14 protein-coding genes and 1 pseudogene are annotated in these 20501 nt (G+C 54.3%); 10 read left to right on the forward strand and 5 right to left on the reverse strand.

The window, feature by feature from the left end; genetic code table 11:
* Nucleotides 1-384: a DsrE family protein gene (locus MW898_RS07785; protein WP_248905988.1), complete on the forward strand. Its 384-nt coding sequence runs from the start codon at nt 1-3 to the stop codon at nt 382-384.
* Between the two features lie 24 nt (nt 385-408).
* Nucleotides 409-1122, forward strand: coding sequence for a DUF2270 domain-containing protein (locus MW898_RS07790; RefSeq protein WP_248905989.1), 714 nt, complete (start codon nt 409-411; stop codon nt 1120-1122).
* A 138-nt stretch (nt 1123-1260) separates the two neighbouring features.
* Here MW898_RS07790 and MW898_RS07795 read toward each other — a convergent pair whose 3' ends face one another.
* Nucleotides 1261-2982 carry a C69 family dipeptidase gene (locus tag MW898_RS07795; protein ID WP_248905990.1) on the reverse strand — a complete coding sequence of 574 codons (1722 nt, stop codon included), beginning with the start codon at nt 2980-2982 and terminating at the stop codon, nt 1261-1263.
* Nucleotides 2983-3353: 371 nt separating this feature from the next.
* On the opposite strand from MW898_RS07795, the pseudogene MW898_RS07800 reads away from it, so the two are divergent.
* Together MW898_RS07800 and MW898_RS07805 are read left to right on the forward strand one after the other, a co-directional pair.
* Nucleotides 3354-5723 (forward strand): annotated as a pseudogene (locus tag MW898_RS07800) (penicillin acylase family protein).
* Between the two features lie 16 nt (nt 5724-5739).
* Nucleotides 5740-6078, forward strand: a complete 339-nt coding sequence (locus MW898_RS07805) for a hypothetical protein (RefSeq protein ID WP_248905992.1) — start codon at nt 5740-5742, stop codon at nt 6076-6078.
* Nucleotides 6079-6657: 579 nt separating this feature from the next.
* On the opposite strand, the gene MW898_RS07810 is transcribed toward MW898_RS07805, so the two are convergent.
* The 3 genes from MW898_RS07810 to MW898_RS07820 all read right to left on the reverse strand — a co-directional run bounded on the left by MW898_RS07810 (nt 6658) and on the right by MW898_RS07820 (nt 10101).
* A complete protein-coding gene (locus MW898_RS07810; RefSeq protein ID WP_248905994.1) occupies nt 6658-7893 on the reverse strand; it encodes a glycosyltransferase family 2 protein in 1236 nt (411 codons plus the stop codon).
* 209 nt (nt 7894-8102) lie between these two features.
* Entirely contained in the window at nt 8103-9233 is a 1131-nt protein-coding gene (locus MW898_RS07815) for an enolase C-terminal domain-like protein (RefSeq protein WP_248905995.1), read from the reverse strand.
* Nucleotides 9234-9342: 109 nt separating this feature from the next.
* A complete protein-coding gene (locus MW898_RS07820; protein WP_248905997.1) occupies nt 9343-10101 on the reverse strand; it encodes an IclR family transcriptional regulator in 759 nt (252 codons plus the stop codon).
* 252 nt (nt 10102-10353) lie between these two features.
* On the opposite strand from MW898_RS07820, the gene MW898_RS07825 reads away from it, so the two are divergent.
* The 4 genes from MW898_RS07825 (at nt 10354) to MW898_RS07840 (ending at nt 16877) form a co-directional block, all read left to right on the forward strand.
* On the forward strand, nt 10354-11331 hold the full coding sequence (locus MW898_RS07825; RefSeq protein WP_248905999.1) for an LLM class flavin-dependent oxidoreductase: 978 nt from the start codon (nt 10354-10356) through the stop codon (nt 11329-11331).
* Nucleotides 11328-12389 (forward strand): Gfo/Idh/MocA family protein, encoded by a 1062-nt coding sequence (locus tag MW898_RS07830; protein WP_248906001.1) that lies wholly within the window; start codon nt 11328-11330, stop codon nt 12387-12389. The genes MW898_RS07825 and MW898_RS07830 overlap by 4 nt, the downstream gene beginning before the upstream one ends.
* A 726-nt stretch (nt 12390-13115) precedes the next feature.
* Entirely contained in the window at nt 13116-15029 is a 1914-nt protein-coding gene (locus tag MW898_RS07835) for an ABC transporter substrate-binding protein (RefSeq protein WP_248906003.1), read from the forward strand.
* Nucleotides 15030-15188: 159 nt separating this feature from the next.
* Nucleotides 15189-16877, forward strand: a complete 1689-nt coding sequence (locus tag MW898_RS07840) for an amidohydrolase family protein (RefSeq protein ID WP_248906005.1) — start codon at nt 15189-15191, stop codon at nt 16875-16877.
* A 562-nt stretch (nt 16878-17439) separates the two neighbouring features.
* Here the strand turns inward: MW898_RS07840 and MW898_RS07845 are convergent.
* Entirely contained in the window at nt 17440-18180 is a 741-nt protein-coding gene (locus MW898_RS07845) for a fumarylacetoacetate hydrolase family protein (RefSeq protein WP_248906007.1), read from the reverse strand.
* Between the two features lie 257 nt (nt 18181-18437).
* Here MW898_RS07845 and MW898_RS07850 point away from each other — a divergent pair, with 257 nt between their 5' ends.
* Both MW898_RS07850 and MW898_RS25990 read left to right on the forward strand, forming a co-directional pair.
* Nucleotides 18438-19457 carry an ABC transporter permease gene (locus tag MW898_RS07850; protein ID WP_248906010.1) on the forward strand — a complete coding sequence of 340 codons (1020 nt, stop codon included), beginning with the start codon at nt 18438-18440 and terminating at the stop codon, nt 19455-19457.
* A 43-nt stretch (nt 19458-19500) separates the two neighbouring features.
* Nucleotides 19501-20499 (forward strand): ABC transporter permease, encoded by a 999-nt coding sequence (locus MW898_RS25990; protein WP_248906012.1) that lies wholly within the window; start codon nt 19501-19503, stop codon nt 20497-20499.
* Nucleotides 20500-20501 lie beyond the last annotated feature (2 nt).

Consider the following 20501-nt stretch of genomic DNA (forward strand, 5'->3'; position numbering starts at 1 on the left):
ATGGATAAAATCGGAATCATCGTTTCTGGAGACGACCCGAAACGCCTCGCAATGGCAATGAATCTCGGCCACACAGCGCTTGCATCCGACATTGAGGCCCACCTTTACTTCACATTCGATGGCTTGACTCACCTGATGGAAGGTGAGAAAGATCTAACCGAAATCGAGCCTCTGCTCGAATCGGGAATGCCGAATCCGTACGATTTACTCGAGCAGTTCGTTGCCAACGGCGGCGATCAGGTCACGACAGTGGCCTGTACGACAACAATCGATATGCTCGGATGGCAGCAGGACTCAGTTGATGAGTCGGTCACGACCACGTTTGCGGGTGCGGCAACGTTCCTCGACGAAATGGACGATGCAGACCACGTGTTCAGCTTCTAACGGAGTCCTCGTGGATACATAGTAATGACTGATACCGCTAAGACCGAGGCTGCCAATACGGATACTGATCAGGTTGACGAAGAGCATCGAAAAATTGGAAAAGGATTATTAGACGAGAACATGGGGCCGAGTTCCGCGATGGCGCATCTCTATCGGGGGGAAATTCACCGAATGAAGCTCTGGCGAGAGCGTCTGGACCAGACGACGAACTGGTCGGTCATCGTCATGGCGGCAATCATCACATGGGCGTTTTCCAGTCCCTATAATCCGCATTATATTCTCCTAATCGGTATCGGTACACTCTCGGTGTTTCTCGTCATCGAAGCACGACGCTACCGTGGGTACGAGATCTGGCGAACTCGTGTCCGGAAACTTCAAGAGAACGTCTGGGCCATCGGTTTCGATCCGTCCTCTGGAGTGGATGATCCCGACTGGCGCGAGCGGTTGAGTCAGGATTATCGGGTACCGACACTCAAAATAAGCGCAGAAGAAGCCATTGCACACCGTCTTCGGCGAGTGTATCTGCTTCTGATCGGGATATTACTCGTCGCATGGTTCGCACGAATCACCGCATTCTCACTGAGTCCGTGGAATGAGAGCGCAGCGATCGGAATAGTTCCCGGTGAGATTGTCGTGACAGGGGTTGTGCTCTTTTATCTCAGTGCAATTTTTGTCGCGTGTCGTCCACGGACGTGGCACGCGAAAGGTGAGCTTCGAGCAGAGGACCTCCGGGAATAAAATCGCACTCCGTTTCATGCCGTATGATTTGACCCTTCACATCTCCCGATTGAAATCTGCTGCTCGGACGGTTCGACACCCAGCTTGAATCAGATCTTGGGGATGGTTTCTCATTCGACGCACCACATCGATTTCTCCTCAGGTGTACCGGCCGTGTTCTCGCGGGTAGTCAGCGTGGAGATCATCGTCGTAGCAGTTCACCATGTCATTCAGCGCATCATCGGCCATCGCCTGGCTGGCCGGTGGGGCAGTTTCGCCCGGCTCGTCACGACCCGCAGGTCCACGGATCCCAAACTGCGTGCGGGTTTCCGTCTCGACCCGATCGGTGAGATCCATGCCGAGTTGGAGGCTATCGAGCAGTCGCTGCTCGACGTTACCGGTGATCAGATTGCGGGCAGCCCGAACGTTGCACGCCTCGAAGTGCGCTTGAGCTTTCTGTTCGATCGTTTCTCGCTCGGCGATCATCTCCTGCTCAAACGCCTCAATTGCACCGACTACGTCGGTGTAGAACGCTTTTGGATGCTCAGCGGTGAAGTACAACAGTCGTTTGAACTCCCGGGTCGCATAGCGCGTGGCCTCCTGATGCTGCCAGTTTTGATCTAAAAAGCCGGCTGCGGCGTTTGACGTCATGTAACGATGGTGTCTGAATTCCGGTGGTACCTCCTCGGCAGCGATCGGAATCGGTACGAAGGGGGTGGTGACCGCGCTCGTCACCGCGGTCCACAGCGTCTGTAGTTCCTCGTGCGCGTCGGGGCGCAGGTGAGCGACCTGCCCGTAGCCGGCGAAGTCGGTCGACCAGCGAGGATCTCGAACCAGCGCGAGCATGTCTTCGAGCGTCACGGGAGCCAGCTCTTTGAGCTCCTGTTCGCGCTTTAGCGGATGACGTGCGTCCTGGAAGAATTCGGGATAGGAGTAGTCCTCACGCTGCTGTTCGGCAGGAAATTCGCCAACACCGTATACCTCAAGCAGATTGAGGCTATCGCCCTCGCCGTCCCACCAGCCCTGCTCCTTGGCAAAGCTCACCAGCTCGTCAGAAGCCATGAAGTCTGGGTCGTTTTCGTAATCGACCGGGAAGTCGAGGATGTAGCCGAAGTACGACACCCGTACCTCGTCTGAGCCGAGGCGTTCGGCGGCCCACAGGTCCCCGTCGGGATGGGCGAAATTAATGAACACCCATCCTTCGTTCTCGTCAGCGAACAGATGTGAATTGCCACCGTACGTCGAGTAGCCGTGCTCGTCCATCAGTCCGCCGACAACCTCGACGGCCTCTCGCGCAGTTGAGGCACGCTCCATCGCCGCACGCGATAGATCCGAGTACTGCGGGCCGTGCTGGGGCGTCGCCTCCTCGACCATCTCGACGAGTTCCGTGCGAGAAGGTGACCAAATGTCACGTGCGGCCAGACCGTGCTCGTTCAGTCCGCCGTTGGTCAGCGGCGGTGGAAAGCCAGCAAACTCCGAGTAGAATGAAGAGATGTACTTGTTGGTTTTCTTGGCCTGCGGGATCTCGGTTAGCTCGCCGGGAATGGTAGCGTCCTCGGTGGCGCCCACTGTAGTGGTGGCACCTTCGGGGTGTTGCTGTCGCGGGACGATCTCGATCCAGTGGCTGGACGGCTCGTGCCCAAACCCACCGAGAAGAGTCGACCCGTCGTCGGTCAGATCGCTGCCGACGTAGAAGCCGATGCTCTTCTCAGAGGGGAGATCCAATCCTTCAGTAGTCTTTGTGCTGCCGTCCGGTGCGGGATTACTCTCATCTATCTCATCCTCGTTTTCGGTGCCGTTTCCCCTCGCGTAACTCGGGAGCAGCGTGGTAGCAACTGCAAGTGCACCGAAACTACGTCGAGTAAGTCGTGCTAAATCCATGACATCACCTGTCTCAGGTGTTTTAATCCATTATATAGAAATGTTTTCTGAATTTAATTTATGTTTTTGTGTAGGATGGTCGATTGTGATCCAGTGATCGAGCGACTGATTCCGAACTCGTATGTGAACAATCCAGTCGCGGCGCTCCCGCAGTAACCCCCCGTTTGACCAGTTCGAAGAGCAGCAGTGAGTAGCGATCTCATCGCCACAGCACGTGAAAATGAGACTTCACAGGTGATCAAAACTGCGTCCGCTACTCGAATTCACGTACGATTAACCCGAAAACGAACGTACAAGGATAACGTGTCTTATGCAAAACCAAACATTCATTATAATAGTTGTTTCACTATTATAGACATTAAAGAATAAACATGGATCGTGATATATCGCGGCGTGCACTCATCAGTGCGATTCTCGCTGGAGGTGTCGCCGTCAGTGCGTTCTCACCGGTTCGGGGCTACCTCGAACGATTCGCCCCATTTTCGGGAGCTGCGTGGGATGCAACGACCCACGAGAACAATCAGACGATCGAAAACCCATACGGAGCCGCCGATGTCCGATACGACGAATACGGCGTTCCAAACATCACTGGTGAGAACGAAAGAGCGCTCTACTTTGCAGTCGGCTACGCACAGGCCCGCGACCGCGCCTTTCAGATGGATCTTCAGCGACGGTTAATGCGCGGACAGCTATCGGCTATTGTCGGAAATGCGACAGTTGATTCCGATGAATTTCACGTGAAGATGGATTTTGTGGGTGCAGCGAACGCTACTTGGAATTTACTCAGAGACACTACCGTCGGCACGCACATCGAGGCCTACTCAGCGGGTGTCAACGCAGTCATAGACGACGATCCATCTGTACTCGAATGTTCTCTACTGGAGTACGAACCCGAGCCGTGGACCCCGGTCGACTCGATGTTGCTACAAAAGCAGATTGCGTGGAATCTCACGGGAGACTTTCGGACGCTCCGAAAAGCACTCGTGAACAGTCGCCTTGGCAGGAAAGCGGCAAACGAACTCTATCCGGCGCGACTCGATCACGGAGCACCAATCATCCGTACCGACAGCCGTTCATCGTCTCTGTCTCACGATTCACCTTCCGGCTACGCTGTCGATCGAGCACTCACCGAGTGGTTGAGTCGATTCGAATCGCCTGCCGGAATCGGCTCGAACAGTTGGGTCGTTTCTGGTGAGCACACTGCAAGCGGTGCGCCGATCGTGGCGAACGACCCGCATCTGAACCTGATGGCTCCGCCCGTCTGGTACGAACAGAATCTCCGGTCGAATGATATGAGTGTCCGTGGAGTGACGTTCCCCGGCATTCCGTTCGTGATCATCGGCGAGAATCAGGCTGGTGCATGGGGTTTCACCAACACCGGTGCCGACGTTATCGACTTCTATCGCTACGACACCCGCGATGGGCGTTACAAGTACGAAGATGACTGGCGCGAGTTCGACACCAAACAACACGAAATTGTCGTTACTGATGGTGAGAATCGGACGGTGACAGTCAAAAAAACCGTCCATGGTCCAGTCATCGAACGCGAAGGGGCGCACGTCGGTGTTGCGTGGACTGGCCATACAGCAGAGGAGACTGCGCGTGCAATATACGAATACAGCCACAGCACGGGGATTGAGGACGTTTTGACGGCGACAAGGCGCTTTGATGTGCCGACTCAGAACCTCGTCTATGCTGACCGAGACGGCAACACGCTGTACTACGTTACCGGAAAGATCCCGATTCGGACAGTTGATGGCGAGGAAGTCCCCGGCGATCGGATTTTCGACGGTTCCGCCAGCGAGGCTGAATGGCAGGGATTCACGCCGTTCGGGATGTCGTCGTGGGAGGGTTTCATCCCATTTGATGAGAAACCGCACGTCATCAATCCAGACTACATCGGAACGGCAAACCAACGGGTGATTGATAGTCCAGATCATCACATCGCCGAAGCCTACGCTGACCCGTACTGAGGGACCCGGATTTACGACCTGCTCGACCGGCGAGCGAAGTCGGAGAAGCCGATAGACACCGCATTCGTAAAACGAATACAGTGTGACACGCGGGACTTGCGCGCGCAAGTACTTGCTCCGCAGATCGTGGACGCTGCGCGTCACTCCGACAACACAGCATCGGTAACACAGTACGTCGATGCGCTCGATTCGTGGGACTATCGGATGGAACGGGACTCAACCGCGGCACTCGTGTTTGCACGCTGGTTCGAGCACTACCGTGAGGCGGTGTTTGGTCCCACATTCGAGCAACACGGCCTCGACTCGTCGTACTATCCAACGGATTGGGTGCTCCAGCACCTCTCACCGGACAGTTTGTGGTTTGGTGATGACTCGCGTCCAGCGGTGATGGTGCGCGCGCTCCGTCAAGCCGTCTCCGAGATCGAAGCAGCTGAGTACAATACGTACGGCGGATACAACACGACCAGCGCGATGACTCATCCGCTTGGACTTTCATTCTTAAACTACCCCACGATAGCAACCGACGGCTCACGCGCGACAGTGAACAACTACGCGGTCGAACAGTCAACTGGAAGCAGCTGGCGGATGGTCGTGTCGATGGATGGTTCTGTGTCGGGAGTGCTTCCTGGTGGAAACTCCGGGGCGTACTTCTCAGAACAGTACGACGATCAGCTCCGGATGTGGACAGATGGGGAGTATAAGTCTATGAGTCGTGAGATACGCGGGACACCGACGCTTACATTCGAGACGAGTGGGGAGAATAGATGAATTCGAGGCGAGAGCGATGAGCCGCACAGCCCGCTGGCGAGCGGTCCGAACAGACGAACGGTGGCGGTGGGCAGCGATGGTTGCGTCTATCGCTGTCGGTCTCGTCGCTGCCTCAGTCCATTGGTCTGGACTGTTTCTCGGCGGATCGCTCGTTGGACTCGCATCCACGACCCGGAAGCGAGCACTCTTATCGGGTCTCGGTTTCGGTGTGTTTGTCTGGGTCGTTTTCGCACTGACGCTCTTCGTCAGCGGTGACATTGGGCGGTATCTAGCGATGGGACAAATACTCGCAGTGAGCGTTGCCATTCCAATCGGTACAGCGACGTTTGCTGCGAGCGCGCGGTGGCTGGTGTAGCTGACATCGAGGTTCAACAGTAGCTATCCACCGAACCTTCGATGGAACAGAGGAGCCCTTTCGTGATACATCGGGTGTGTCGCTCGATTTGGTTTCGAACATCTTGCGGATAACACCGATCATCGTTGACGAACATTTACAACGTGACGTTCAAGCGGTAGATGTCCTCTCACGACGCATTGTCATGTGCACGTCATGGATACACATCCACATATTCATACACCACATCACAGCAGTTGAGCATCATAAAAATACAAATAGATACGTAGAAGGTCCGACATTGAATAATATGAAATTTGGAGGTTTTGTGGTGACTTCCTCGCCTAAATGTATAATACCAACAGATAAGGGCTATTCTAGTGGCTATTCATAGACAGCTGCTAACAGATGTAGTACGTCATATAGCAGTTCCCTCGACAGTATAATATAATTATCTAGATTAACTGTAGGCCATATGACGTTCACTAGTGACATACTGTTCTTTATTTCAAAAGAATTGTGAGCTTGCTTCTCATCAGTGATCCCGAGATCTATGTACGGGTCTGGATTCTGTGAGTGGGAGGAGATTTGCTCTGTCGCTTATTTCTCGACGCCGCGGGTCGATTTCCAGTCGTCGATACTGGGACCAGAGAGGAATTTTCGGAAACCAACAGCGAATGCGAGGTTCATGCTGAGGAAGTACGCGGGGAGAGAGATTAATGCCGAGGCCGACCGAGCGCGTTCGTTAGCCATCCCGACACCAGCAAGTCCATAGCAGGCCAACTGTGCGCCGAGCAGTGCAGTGGTTGAGGCCGAAGGCGCAAGCAAGACAATGGTGACGTTGGCAACTAGTACCGCTAGTAAGACGGCGGGCATACACCATCGCAGTGCCTTGTGGGAAGCAAATTCCAAAGCGACGACGCCGTTTCGGGGATCAAGAAGTTCATGGAACCACGTGAGCACCTGGTAGTTACCTGCACCAATACGTACACGGCGGTCGTACTCGTTCCAGAGATCGCCCGTCGTCTGTTCGGTGCCGCGGGCATCCTCGGCGAAGACGATCCGTCGGCCGGCCGCGGCTTGCTGTAGCGCAACAATGAGATCATCGGCGAATGCCTGCTCGGGAATCTGCTGGTAGTCCTCACTGCGCAGCGCCAGCATTCCACCGTTGACACTGACGGTCGTTCCAAGTTGGGACTCTAGCTTTCGAATCGTTAGTTCATACCGCCAGTAGGCACTCTCAGTGGTCGAGCCATCCTCATCAACAAGTTGGAGCGAACCAGTGGTACAGCCGACCGACTCGTCGGCGAGCGGAGCAACGAGTTCTGAGACAGCATCGGATTCGTACATCGTGTTCGCATCTGAAAAGACGAATACGTCCCCAGTGGCCTCCTTGACAGCGCGGTTCAGTGCGTGGCTCTTGCCCCGGCGCTCGTCGATCGTGAGCAGCCGGGTGGACGGCCCGGCGTGACGCTCTACGAGTGCGTCTGTCCGGTCGGTTGAGTCAGAGACAACGATACACTCGAACTCGCCGTTGTACTCGATGGCCCGAGTGTTCTCAAGTTTTTCCTCGATTACGTCTTCTTCATTGTGCGCTGCAACCACCATTGTGACCGATTGTGTGGACTCGTCGGTGTCGTGCAGGGTAGGCGCCGTTGTTGACGTATCCGACGGAGTAGAATTAGAATTGGTCGAGTCGGCGCGGCAGGTAGCGAGCTCGTCTCTCCCAGTAGAGTCCTGGACCACAGCAAGCACCACGAGTAGGAGTGGGTATCCAACGTACGTGTATATTAGTGCCGCTAGTCCAGTCAGAAAAGCGAGTACACAAGAGAGCATTAGTTAGCAATGTATTCTGAAAAGGGATAATAGTTAGTCATCGTGAGATGATGATTCTGGAATGTCGAAAAGAGTATTCTGCTGACAAGCAAGCTGCGCGAACAGTAGGACACAGAATAAAACTTGTGGCTTTTTATTAGATAAGTGATAAAAATGCCTTGGCGATCTGTATTCAGATAGTTTTCCATATGCTGACACTGAAAGGCGGCTCAGTCGATTCGGTGTGCATCGACGAACGACCAGTCGATGTCGTATCCGAGGCCCGGCTCATCGGGCACGTGGATCATCCCATCGGCATCCGGACTGGGGTGGCTGTTCAGCCACGGGTGGGCCCACGATTCGTAGTCGTACTTTGGATGGAGGAGACCGTACTCGAAATACCGACCCGGTGTCGGCATCGAGCAGAGAAGGTGGAGGTTCGGGAGATCACAGCCGTGGACTTCGCACTCGACCCCGAATGCCTCATAGAGATTCGTCGTCTTTTTCGCTGGAGTGATCCCCCCGACATCGAACACACCGACGCGTCCGATGTCGGCAATGTTTCGCTTGAGCCACTCTGCCCGAGTCTGCATCTTTCCTTCAACTGTCTCCGGTCCAATAACAGGTATTTCAAGCTCTGCTGTGAGCCACTCGTACGAGGACATCGAATGTTCGTCCATCGGCTCCTCAAACCACTCGTAGTCGAGTTCTGCTAATCCCTCACCGAGTCGCTTGGCCTCCGTCCGGCTGTAGTAGTGAAATGCATCCAGCATCAGATCGATATCGGGACCAACCCGTTCGCGGACGGCACGGCAAGCAGCGAGGTCGCGGTCGGGAGCAGCGGAGTACGGTGGCATCCACCCGTGAAGCTTGATCGCTTCGAAACCACGGTCAACAAGATCTGCAGCAAAGTCTGCATACGCCTCGGGCGACCCCAATCCGTCGGGATCGCCGTCTCCTACCATTGTACTCGCATACGCCGGGACAGCATCACGAGCGCCGCCGAGCAGCCGGAACACAGGGACATCAGCGGCTTTTCCAGCGACGTCATAGAGCGCACTGTCGAGAACGCCGAGCGCGCGATCAGTCAACGTCCCGCGATTCAGGCGCTGGGTGCGATAAAGCTGGTGCCAAAGTGCCTCCCGATCGAGCGGATTTTCGCCAACGAGATGATCCGCTGCAACGGTGTTCGCTTCCCGACTGCCGCCAACACAGTACCCGTCCGGCCCCCCTTCGACAGCGATACGTGTGATAGCGCCCGTCGCCTCGTGTGGATCTCCGGGGTGAGCGTGGCCCTTCTCATCAAACGCGTGGCGTGACTCGTAAGTGAACTCGATCGTTTCGATGTTCCTAATCCGCATCTATCCCATTTGTACCGGCTGATTCTACAACAACCTATCGATTGTGAGAGACGCTATTGCGTGCGTCAGATTCTGACAGAACAAGGAGAGCCCGTAATGTTTGGAATCATCACACCGAGGTCGCATTGATCTCGATGATGTTTACCGTTCGGTGGATCATTTCAGCGAGTTCTTCGAGTCGTTCATCACTCATTCGACTCGAAGGCCCGACAACGCTGATCGCACCGTACACATCACTATCTTGATCGCGGATCGGTGCACCGATTCCAATGAGTCCATCGATCGTCTCCCCCCGGTTGTACGCGAATCCGTGTTCGCGGATTTCCTCAAGCTCGTCTGCTAGGCGTTGCTCGTCGGTGATCGTGTTCTCGGTCAGCGCCTCGTAGTCGGTTTCCTCGAAGAACGCATCAATAACTGCAGGGGGCTTGAACGCAAGAATCGCTTTCCCCACGGCTGTATGGTGGAGCTCGTTTCGGTACCCGACGTACAGCTCTGTTTGGACCGCATCCTCGCCGCTTGCTCTGTAGAGACAGACGCCGTTGAACTGTTCCTCGACCGTGAATAGTGCTAGTTCTTTACTCTCGGCAGCGAGACGGTCGACTTCGTCCGTAACGATGTCGTAAATGGCGTTTCGGCTGCGGACATCGTGAGCGATATCTACGAATCGAAGACTGAGACAGTATTTTTTGCCCTCCTTGACGATATACCCCTCTTGTCTGAGTGTCGAGAGGTGACAGTGAACTGTTCCCTTCGAGACGCCAAGTTCGCCAGCAAGTTCTGTAATACCTGCCCGCCCTCGATCCTGAAGGAGTTCAATGATCGAAAGGACCGTTTGAACCGACTTGACAGGATTTCGCGCGGTTTTCATCGTTGATTGGCTGTAGATAGTGAACGACCAATATAATTGTTTGGTAATCCCAAACAAGGCCATCGAACAACGCTGATAACCAGTCTATTCGCTGGCGACGTATCTGTACACTGTACAGGGTATTCACGCGTGCTGCTAGATGGCCGCTGGATCGTTGAACAAAATTTATGATACAGTAGCGTAAACAGCTCGTATGATTGCGCTGTCGATAGCATGGGCAGACATCAGTGACAACCCGAGGATGATGCCAGCATGAAGTTTGGTGTCTTCCTGAATCAGTACTACGACGAAGCCGGAGACTTCGTGGCGACTGATCTCTACGAACAAGCCGATCTGATTGAGCGCTTGGAGTTCGATTCGGTCACTGTCGGAGAACGGCACGTCCACGAAGAAGGATTCGTCGAACCACTCACAGCGCTTGCAGCCATCGCTGCTCGGACGGACAGCCTCACACTCGGAACCGCGGCGATGTTGCCTGCGCTATACAACCCGCTGAATCTCGCTGAGCAGGTAGCAACGATCGATCGGCTCTCCGACGGTCGGATGTCGTTCGGCGCTGCACTTGGCTATCGAGCGCGTGAACTAGCACCGTTTGGCGTCGAGATGGACGAGCGGGTGGGGCGCTTTCTCGAATCGATCGGTCTTCTCAAGCAGTTCTGGACCGAAGACCGCATCAACCACACGGGTGACTACTGGTCATTCGACGATGCGTTCGTGTCGCCCCGACCGGATGATATCCCGATCTGGATCGGCGGCCACGCTGACATCGCCATCAAACGCGCTGCTTACCGTGGTGATGCGTGGATTGCGAGTGCGTCTTCGACGACCGACGACCTCACATCACAGATCGCATTCTACGAGGACGCACTCGACGAATTCGGAATGGCTCGCGAGAACAACGACGTGATTCTCATGCGTGATTGCTTTGTCGCCGACTCAGTCAGCGAGGCTCGATCGAAGATCGAACCGTATCTGCTGAATCTCTACCGACTGTACGCACGATGGGGACAGACGTACCTCGACGAACACGAAATAGAAGTCGATTACGACGAGCTGAACGAGAAATTCGTCATCGGAACGCCCGAGGAGTGTATTGATCAGCTTCGAACGTATGCGGAACTCGGCGTCGATCACGTACTGATTCGGTGTCAGTTCCCAGGACAGCCTCAGTCGACGACGCTCGACTGCCTCAAACGATTTGGTGACGAGGTCATTCCCGCATTCAGATGACGATGAACATTGGTTACGTCGGTCTCAATCACCACCACCGCGATCCGTATCTCGACAGCATCGATCGACTCCCGCTCACCGTGACGGCGGTCGCAGACCGCGAGCACACTCCTTCGTCGCTCGGAATCGATCGTTTGGCGGCTCTTCCACACTATTCCGATCCCATCGAACTGTTCGATGATGCGGAGATCGACGTGGTTTGGCTCACCCTGTCTAACCGTTCGACGCCCACGATCATCGAGCAGGCGCTCGATCGTGGAATCCACGTTTTTACCGAGAAGCCAGCAGCGAGGACGGCAAACGATCTCCAACCAATCGTCGAAGCCGCTCGTGACACCGATTCGGTCGTTGGGGTCTCGTATGCTTGGCGCACGAACCCCGTCTCCGAGCAACTCCAACAGCTACGACGTGAGGGATTTTTCGGGACTGTTCGTGGATTCGACCTCCGGTTTGTTGCCTCTCAGTTGGCAGCCCGCGACACTGATCACTATTTGTTCAATCGAGACGCCAGCCGTGGCGGGATTCTCCAGTGGCTCGGGATCCACTGGCTCGATCTGTTGCCGTGGATCCTCGATGATCCGATTGCTCGGGTTTGTGCGAACGCCGCGGGCAGTGACACCCCGGGAGTCGATATCGAAGATCGGGCCACCCTTCAGTTAGAGACGTGCTCAGGGGCTGTTGGGACGTTGACCTGTGGCTACTTCCTCCGCGCTGGGCGCTACGACACTAACATCGGAATCTACGGCGATGACGGGCACAGCAGATGGGACCCAATGGGTGAAACGTTCGGATTCGATGGTGAGACGACACTCGAACTCGACTCCTCAGGGGCAGAGTGGCAGGGAGCGGCTCACCGGCGCATTACGCATGAGTACCAGCCCACACCTGGATATGGGGGCCGATGGGGACTCTCCTTCATGGAACAGTTCCTCGACGCCTGCCGGGGGGACGGTGCTCCGCCCGCTGATCTCGATGATGCACTGACCGTCCTCCGCATCCTCGATGCGGCGTACGAGTCAGTCGATACCGGTGAGTGGGTTGACGTCATCGATGCGTAGCGAGAGAGTCGAATAAGACCCGCCGGTAGTCCGAATACGCTGACAGTCCGTGCCAACACAGTATCTCCTGTAGCAGACACGAGTGAGTCAGGTGATTCTGCATCGTGACTATTAACGAACGAAGTTGGATACTGCATCTCCTGATCAAGACCATAGTTTGCGGCGAGTGCAGTGAATCCATTTCATCACATCTCACCGTACCGTACCGCATCGTATGTTAAAGCGATCTGTCGGAACGTTCCTATAGCACGTGTTCTTCGCTTTCGAAAGAGTACGTACTAGCAATCACACTGCTGGTGGATCCGTGGAGGCATCCAACCAGCCACGATTTTCTGGCGTTGATCTCGCGTGTCAAACAACACATTTTTGTGACGAACTCGTTCTATGTTTACTAATGCCAAACACGAAGGACACTGCTCACATCCCTCTTAGAAAGCTACTTCACTCATCTATGGCCCGCGAGGATTACGGATGTACAGTTGTAATATGCTCAATTAGATGGTGTTTGGAGTGGGTAAACAGACGATGCCTGTCGAGACAATCACCGTCGCTTGAGTACGGTCAATCGGCTGGCTCGTGGCCACTTTGATACATAGTAGGAGTGAAAAGAATCACCCGACGAGACCCGGTTTGATGAGGAAACTGCAGGAGTGATAGCTTCATAATGTCAATAAAAGTTAGAAATGTTTATTATCCACCATTCTATAAGGCTTGCTAGAGTTCGACATGGATGAGCGTGGGAAAGACAGTAGTCAGAAGTACAGCTATCGAGATCCACCTGTTTCTCGGCGGGAATTGCTTGCGCTAACGAGTGGAGGAATGGCCATAGCGCTCGCCGGGTGTACCGGCGCTGCCAACCGCGGAGAGAGTGGAGAGAGTGGCGCATCGACAGGAGAGGCATTTACTGGTGCGCTGACGGGTCATCAGTCGACGAGTACGGACATACAGTTCAACCCGTACAATATCACGCTCGAGACGAGCACTCGGTCACAGACAGCGCTCTTTCCGTATCTTGCGGTGCAGTCGCTATCGACGACCGAATGGATTCCTGTCGCCGCAAAAGACTGGTCGATCGATGGAACATCACTCACGGTTCAGCTTCTCGATGGCTTCACCTGGCACAACGGTGACCCGGTCACTATCGACGATCTTGAGCGGACACTGAAACTCAGTGCGCACATGAACTCGTATATGTCGGATTACGTAGAGTCGGCAGACGACATCACGGCGTCCAATGATACGACGGTAACGGTCAATCTTTCGAGTATGTTCAATTCCAGTGGACTGTATTCGAACGTATTCGGAAATATTCGGATCGATGTTCCAGAAGCTGTTTTCGGGTCGTATATGGAGGAATTTTCTGATGCAACCACGGAGAAAGAGCGCGACCGAATACGAAAAGAGGTCGGAGAGTTCAACTGGCGAGAGCCAGAACCCCACGCCTCCGGTCCGTTCGAGCTCGACTCCATCACGACACAAGCACTCCACTGTACCCAGTATGACGACTATCCGATTGCTGAGGTACAAAAAAACATCAATCGAAAGACAGGGTACGATCTCTCGACATATGGGACCGATCCAAACTACTCCGAGATGGAGTATCAACTCTCACAGACACGAAACAAAGTAACACAACTGGCGATTAGCGATACTCTTGATGGGGGCGATGGACTCGATATCGACAGCAAGGAGGAACTACAACAGAAGTTCCCACAGTATGCGGAGTATCGTCAAATTCCAACCGGGTATGGGACAAGTATCATGTTCAACATGATCGATGGTGCCCACGCAGACGCATGGCGTGACCAACGAGTCAGAAAGGCGTTCGCACACATCATCGATCTCGAAGGGGTCGCCCAGCAGTTCTACGGTGACTTCACAGATACCCGACGTCGATTCTCTGGACTCACGCCCGTCCTCGAACAGAAACTGTTTGATGAGGCGTTTCGCAACTCGCTCACCACGTACGATCACAATCCCGAGAAAGCCGCGGCTTTGCTCAGAGACGCTGGCTATACGAAGGACAAGTGGTGGATCAAGCCCAACGGTGAACCGTTGAAAGCAACCTTCCAGGGACCAACCTCCGTAGAGTACTATCTTCGGGGGTGGCAGGTGGCCGCCTCAAACCTCAGAAAGTTCGGTATCAAATCTCAGGTCGTTTCTATCGAGGGAACGACGTTCTTCTCGAAAACCCTTGGAAATCTCGAATGGGACCTCACGCGGTCTTACTACGGTTCGATCGACGAGCCATCAGCCTATGATCTGTCTTGGATCCGGTACGATGGACCTGAAGAGCACGAATACTCATGGTTCTTAGAGCAACCTCACGACGAGGCTGTCGTGACTGTTCCTCCGATCGGAAAGCCAGACAGCAACAAGACGATCACGATAAACATTACAGACACCTACAACGAGCTCACGAAAACGATCGATCCGGATATGCTCTCAACACTATCGAAGCGGCTTTCGTGGGCGTTCAACCAGACAGTCCCAAAAATCCCAATCGGTCAAGTCAACTACTCGTGGTATATGACCAGCGATAGCTGGAACTACCCAGCAAAGGATCACAGTCTCGGTAATCTATATCCATTCACGTGGAGTCTGCCACAGATCGGTGCACTACAGCGTAAATCGGCGTGAATATACTCGATTACCGCTGTACTGCTCGATGGGACGTAAGACAGTACACGCTGTGAGCTGCTACGCTGACCGCAATTCGAGAGCGTCGCTTTTCAACCCGCGGTAGACTGGTTCCTATCCAAAGTATTTTAAAGTCTGATAGTAAGAGTGCGACAGACCATGATTGACAGTCACTTCCATATTTGGACACAGGATAACTCGACCGAGGTGAAGCGAGCCGAGCGAGCAGCACAGCTACGGCGTGAAGCCGAGGCACTTGGAATCGAGAAGATCTGTTTGATCGGCGAGCACGGCGAAACGATCGAGGAATGTCGGGCGGCAAATAGAATCGTCGCAAAGTACGTCGAGGAGCATCCCGACCTATTCCACGGATGGGCAGTTGTCAACCCACGGCTCGGTGAAGCGGCAGTCACTGAGTTCCGTCGAGCGATCGAAGCGGACGGTCTCATCGGACTTAAACACCACTCACAGTGGTCGAAGATGCCGTGTTCTGACCCGAAAATGCATCCACTCGCGGAGGCAGCCGTAGAGATGAACGCTCCACTGCTTGCCCACGTGACACACCGTCGTGAGCCGGCCCTCAACGAGAGACCCCACGAATCTCAAACGGAAGACGCTCTAAAACTCGCCCAGCAGTTTCCGGACCTGACGTTCATTTCGGCGCATATCGGGGCTGGCGGTGACTGGGAGCGCCGCATCAAGAACATTCAACACCAAGACAACATCTACCTCGACACGAGCGGGACCAACTGCGAAGCCGGCCAACTGGAGATGGCACGAGAGTACCTCGGGACCGACCGATTGGTGTTCGGGACCGACACGTGGCTGCTTCCGGGCGTCGGAAAGCTCGAAGGAGCAGATCTACTTCCGCAAGAAAAAGCGGAGATAGCCTACCGGATTGAGACGCTCATTCCAGAGACAGTTCCGACGAAACTCGACGAGACAACGCTCGAAGCGCGTATCGAGAGCGCTCGTCGTCGTTTTCTGACCGCCAAGGAACCATGTGCAGAGACGGTTGTAGACGTGAACGCGTTCGTCGGAAATTACCCGTTCTCTCCACTCGATGCGTCCACAACGGACCTGATCGCACTGATGGATGAGAAAGGCGTCGACAAAGCAATCGTCACCTCGATCGACAGCGTTATGTATAGGAATTGTCACTCGGGAAATATTGAACTCGCCGAGAAGATCCGTGGCCACGAAGATCGACTCATCCCCTTTGCGACGATCAATCCGACCTATCCGGCGTGGGAACAGGATCTGAACCAGTGTCTCGACGAGTTGGGAATGAAGGGCGTCAAACTCCTTCCGGCGTACCACGACTACGATCTGAACGATCCGGGGATCGTGGCGTTGCTGAATCACTGTGCTGATCGAGACGTGCCCGTCACGTTCGTCGCTACGCTCGAAGATCAGCGCAAGCGACATCCCCTGATCAATCTGCGCGAACACGATGGGATCCGGAGAGATTTCTGGGCGGACAAACAGGTCGACGATCTGATCGACGTGCTCACAACCTGTCCTGAAACGGATGTCATCATCGCTGACGCGTGGGAGCACGCTTTCCGGATCAAAGAAGAGGTGTGTACTGTCCAGCAGTCAGGTGTTCGTCTGAACAATACGGTACGGAGCGGTGAGACGTTGTTCGTTCTCGGCGATCTATTCATGTTTTTCACATACCAAGGCAGCAGAATTGTTGAGCAGATCGGCGTCGATCACCTCGTCACCGGCCCCCAGTTGCCGTTCAAGACGTTCGAATCCTACGACAACTACGCGAACCACCTGCCAGTCACTGACGAAGAGCGCCAGCAAATCCGGAGCGGGAATATCCTCACACTTCTCCGGTGAGCATCGATTCGCTCACGGTGTCTGTCACTCACAGATTCTGTTCTCACACTGATTGATGTCGCTGTCGTAGACGAGAGGGACACCGTCTGGTAGTCAACACAAGGACGCAGCAAACCCAAGAGCAATATTTAATCGATCGTCTGGCCCCGAGAAACAAATCAGTGTCAGCATTAGAGATTAACAGAGATAACTCACAGGGTGGCTGTCTGTGACGTACCAGACACAGCACGACAGTTGCGTGATGGACTACACCACAATCACAGGAGCGACGAATACCGCTCGATAAGCGATAAGTACACCAAAGATCGTGATGTAAACGTACAATCTGCTCTTTCGTTTCGAACGAGCTGGAACCGATTGTGTTACACTCGTACGTTCGTAATCCCTAAGATACGTACCACTTGTGTAACATACGCATATTCGTCCTCTTCGAGTCGCGTCATCAATAGGTACAACGTTCAAGTAAAACGTGAAGGGATCACCCACGTTTTGTTATCACAGACCACCATTGTGTACAGATCGTTCGAACCACACGACGACAGGATCGCGGATTTTGCTAGTACTACGGAGCCGTGACGTGGTTGCGAAGCGTTCCGACACCTTCGAACTCGACTTCAACGACATCACCCGCAGAGAGTGTGTCCGGCCCGTACGGAGTTCCGGTCGCAATCACATCGCCTGGTTCGAGCGTGATGAGCTGTGAGATATCCGAGATGAGTTCCTCGACGGAGAAAATCATCATCTCCCGCGTTGTCTCCTGTTTCACTGTGCCGTTCTGTCGCAGTCGGAGCGTGGCGTCCTCGGGAACTTCATCCGGCGATGCGACGACAGGACCCATTGGCAGTGATCCGTCGAACGCTTTCCCACGCACCCAATTGCGCTCTTCGTGTTGGTCGTCACGGTTTGAGATGTCGTTCACGCATGTGAATCCTTCAACGTACTCGAGAGCCACTGACTCATCGATCGCACGGCACTGGCGACTGATCACGATTCCGAACTCCGCCTCGAACTCGACAATCTCCTTTCCCGGCGGGAGTTCGATTGCGTCTCCGTGGCCGACAACGCAGTTCGGACCTTTCATGAATAGTTCTGGTCGCTCTGGGCGATCCTCGAATCCTGACTCTTTCCGGTGGTCCATATAGCCTCCCGCTTGGCAGATCACCTTGGACGGTGTTGCTGGTGGGAGAATATCAATCTCCACTGGATCGTACGTCTGTCCCCCCACTACGATGTGTCCATCCTGCGTCTCCCACTGGCCGACTCGTTCGAGACCCATTGCGTCCCTGAATCGAATGGTTCGCATCGTCAGTATGCGTTTCGAGGAGCGCTATATCGTCCTTTCGGTCGGCCAGTCATTTCACACCACCATGCAATGAGTTACCATGCGACCAAAAAATATAAATTGAATAAACACTATCGATCCGTTCGTGATTGATCGAATACCACCACCAGAAATTTTTATATCATATTTAACACTAATGGAGCGGAATGTTTCACAGTGGTCTCTGAGACGGTTAGCATCGAGGAGTCGGGCAACAAGAACAGGCATCAGACAGAAACATGACATCAGCTGATTACTTCATAAAACGAACCATTCAGGGAGTGTTCACCTTTTTCGCCGTTATGAGCATCACCTTCGCTATGATACGCCTGATGCCGGGTGGGCCGATGGATTTCCTCCGGGCGCAGATGTCACAGCAGGTCGGTGGACAGATGACGCAGGCGGAAATGGACCGAAAGCTCGAACTCTTTACGAACATGCATCCGGACCGCCCGCTCCACGAACAGTATTTCGGATACATCGAACACGTCCTCAGCGGTGATCTCGGCCGGTCGATCTGGTACAACGAACCGGTCGCGGAAATCTTGGGTGCAGCGATGCCGTGGACGATATTCATCTCGATCGTCTCGTTGGTGGTGATCTATGCCGCCGGTGTTTCCCTTGGGGCCATCATGGCGTACATCGAAGGCTCCAAATTCGATATCTCGTCGTCGATGTTGTCGATCGTGATTACGTCTGTTCCCTTCTACATCGTGGCCATCGTCTTAGTCTGGTTTTTAGGGTACCAGTGGGGTCTCTTTCCGATTAGCGGACAGTTCGGAGAAAATGTTCGTCCGGGATATAACACGGCTTTCATCCAAAGCATTCTCTACTATGGGGCGCTACCGATTATCTCACTCGTGCTTGCCGGCTTTGGCCGAATCGCGCTGTCGATGCGTGGTAACAGTATCCAGACCCTCGGCGCGGATTACCTCCGCGTGGCTCGCCTCCGTGGACTCTCACAGCGACGAATCGCGCTTCGATACGTGGCGCGCAACGCGTTCTTGCCGATGTACACCGGGATGATGATCTCAATCGGGACGCTGTTTGGCAGTTCGATCATCTTAGAGCAGATCTTCAGTTATCCTGGCGTGGGATACTACATGTTCCGTGCGGTCAGTTCCCGCGATTACCCCCTAATGATGGGGACGTTTCTCTTTATCACGTTGGGCGTGATCGTGGGCGTCTACATCGCGGATCTAACGTACGGATACGTCGATCCGCGTGCTGGTGGAGGTGGTGAGCGTGAAGCGTTCTAATGAAAACATGACGGAAGAATCGATATCTACTGACGGAGGAAACGTGTCCACCGAACAACCCCAATCACCGTTCGAAACGATCTCAGAGACGGAACTCTCTCGAGAGGATCGATACAGACAGCTGTTTAATGGGTACGTCGGCACACCGTTCCGGATCATCTGGACTGATTGGCGCGCCCGATTAGGGCTGGCCATTATTTCGAGTTTCCTCCTCATGGGGACCGTTGGTGTATCTTTGTTCGATCCACCACGCGCCTCAGAAGGACCGTTATTGCTCGGTGCCTTTCAGAGCTGGGCGTTTCCGTTGGGGACAGACAGTTTGGGACGGGGCATTCTCGGACAGATCGTCTACGCGACGCCCGCTATGCTGAAGATGATCACGGCTGGTGCGCTGTTTGCGACCACCATGGCAACCGGATGGGGGCTGTTTGCTGGATACAAGGGTGGCACTATCGACCGGCTCATGATGTCGTTCGTTGACGTTCTGATGACGATCCCCGGGCTCCCGCTGGTCGTCGTCCTCGCGGCGATCTTAGAGCCCCGCAATCCATACTTGGTCGGGATTATTCTGACGATCAACGGCTGGGCAGGTTTCGCTCGACAACTCCGTGCAGAGGTTCTCAAACTCCGCCAGAACTCCTACGTCGAGGCATCTCGAACGATGGGAATCTCGACGTTCAGCATTATCACGAAAGATATCCTCCCGAACGTTATGCCGTTGATCGTCGTGAGCTTCGTAACACGCGCACGCAACGTCATTATTGCTTCAGTGGGGCTGTACTTCCTCGGTATCCTGCCGTCTTCGACACTCAACTGGGGACTCATGCTGAACAGCGCGTATACCAGTGGTGGAATCTACTCCCCAGAACAAGCACATTGGCTCTACGCGCCAATGATCACAATCGTTCTGCTCTCGCTCGGTCTGTTGCTGTTCGCGCAGGGGTGTGATCGCATCTTTAACCCGCGAATCAGGGCCCGGCACGCGAAGAAATCAGAAAATGAATCGTCCGACGACGCTTCGTTCCACGGAGAAACGATGTAACA

Origin of the sequence: Halocatena marina, from assembly GCF_023276375.1 — an archaeon.
Classification (GTDB): Archaea; Halobacteriota; Halobacteria; order Halobacteriales; family Haloarculaceae; genus Halocatena; species Halocatena marina.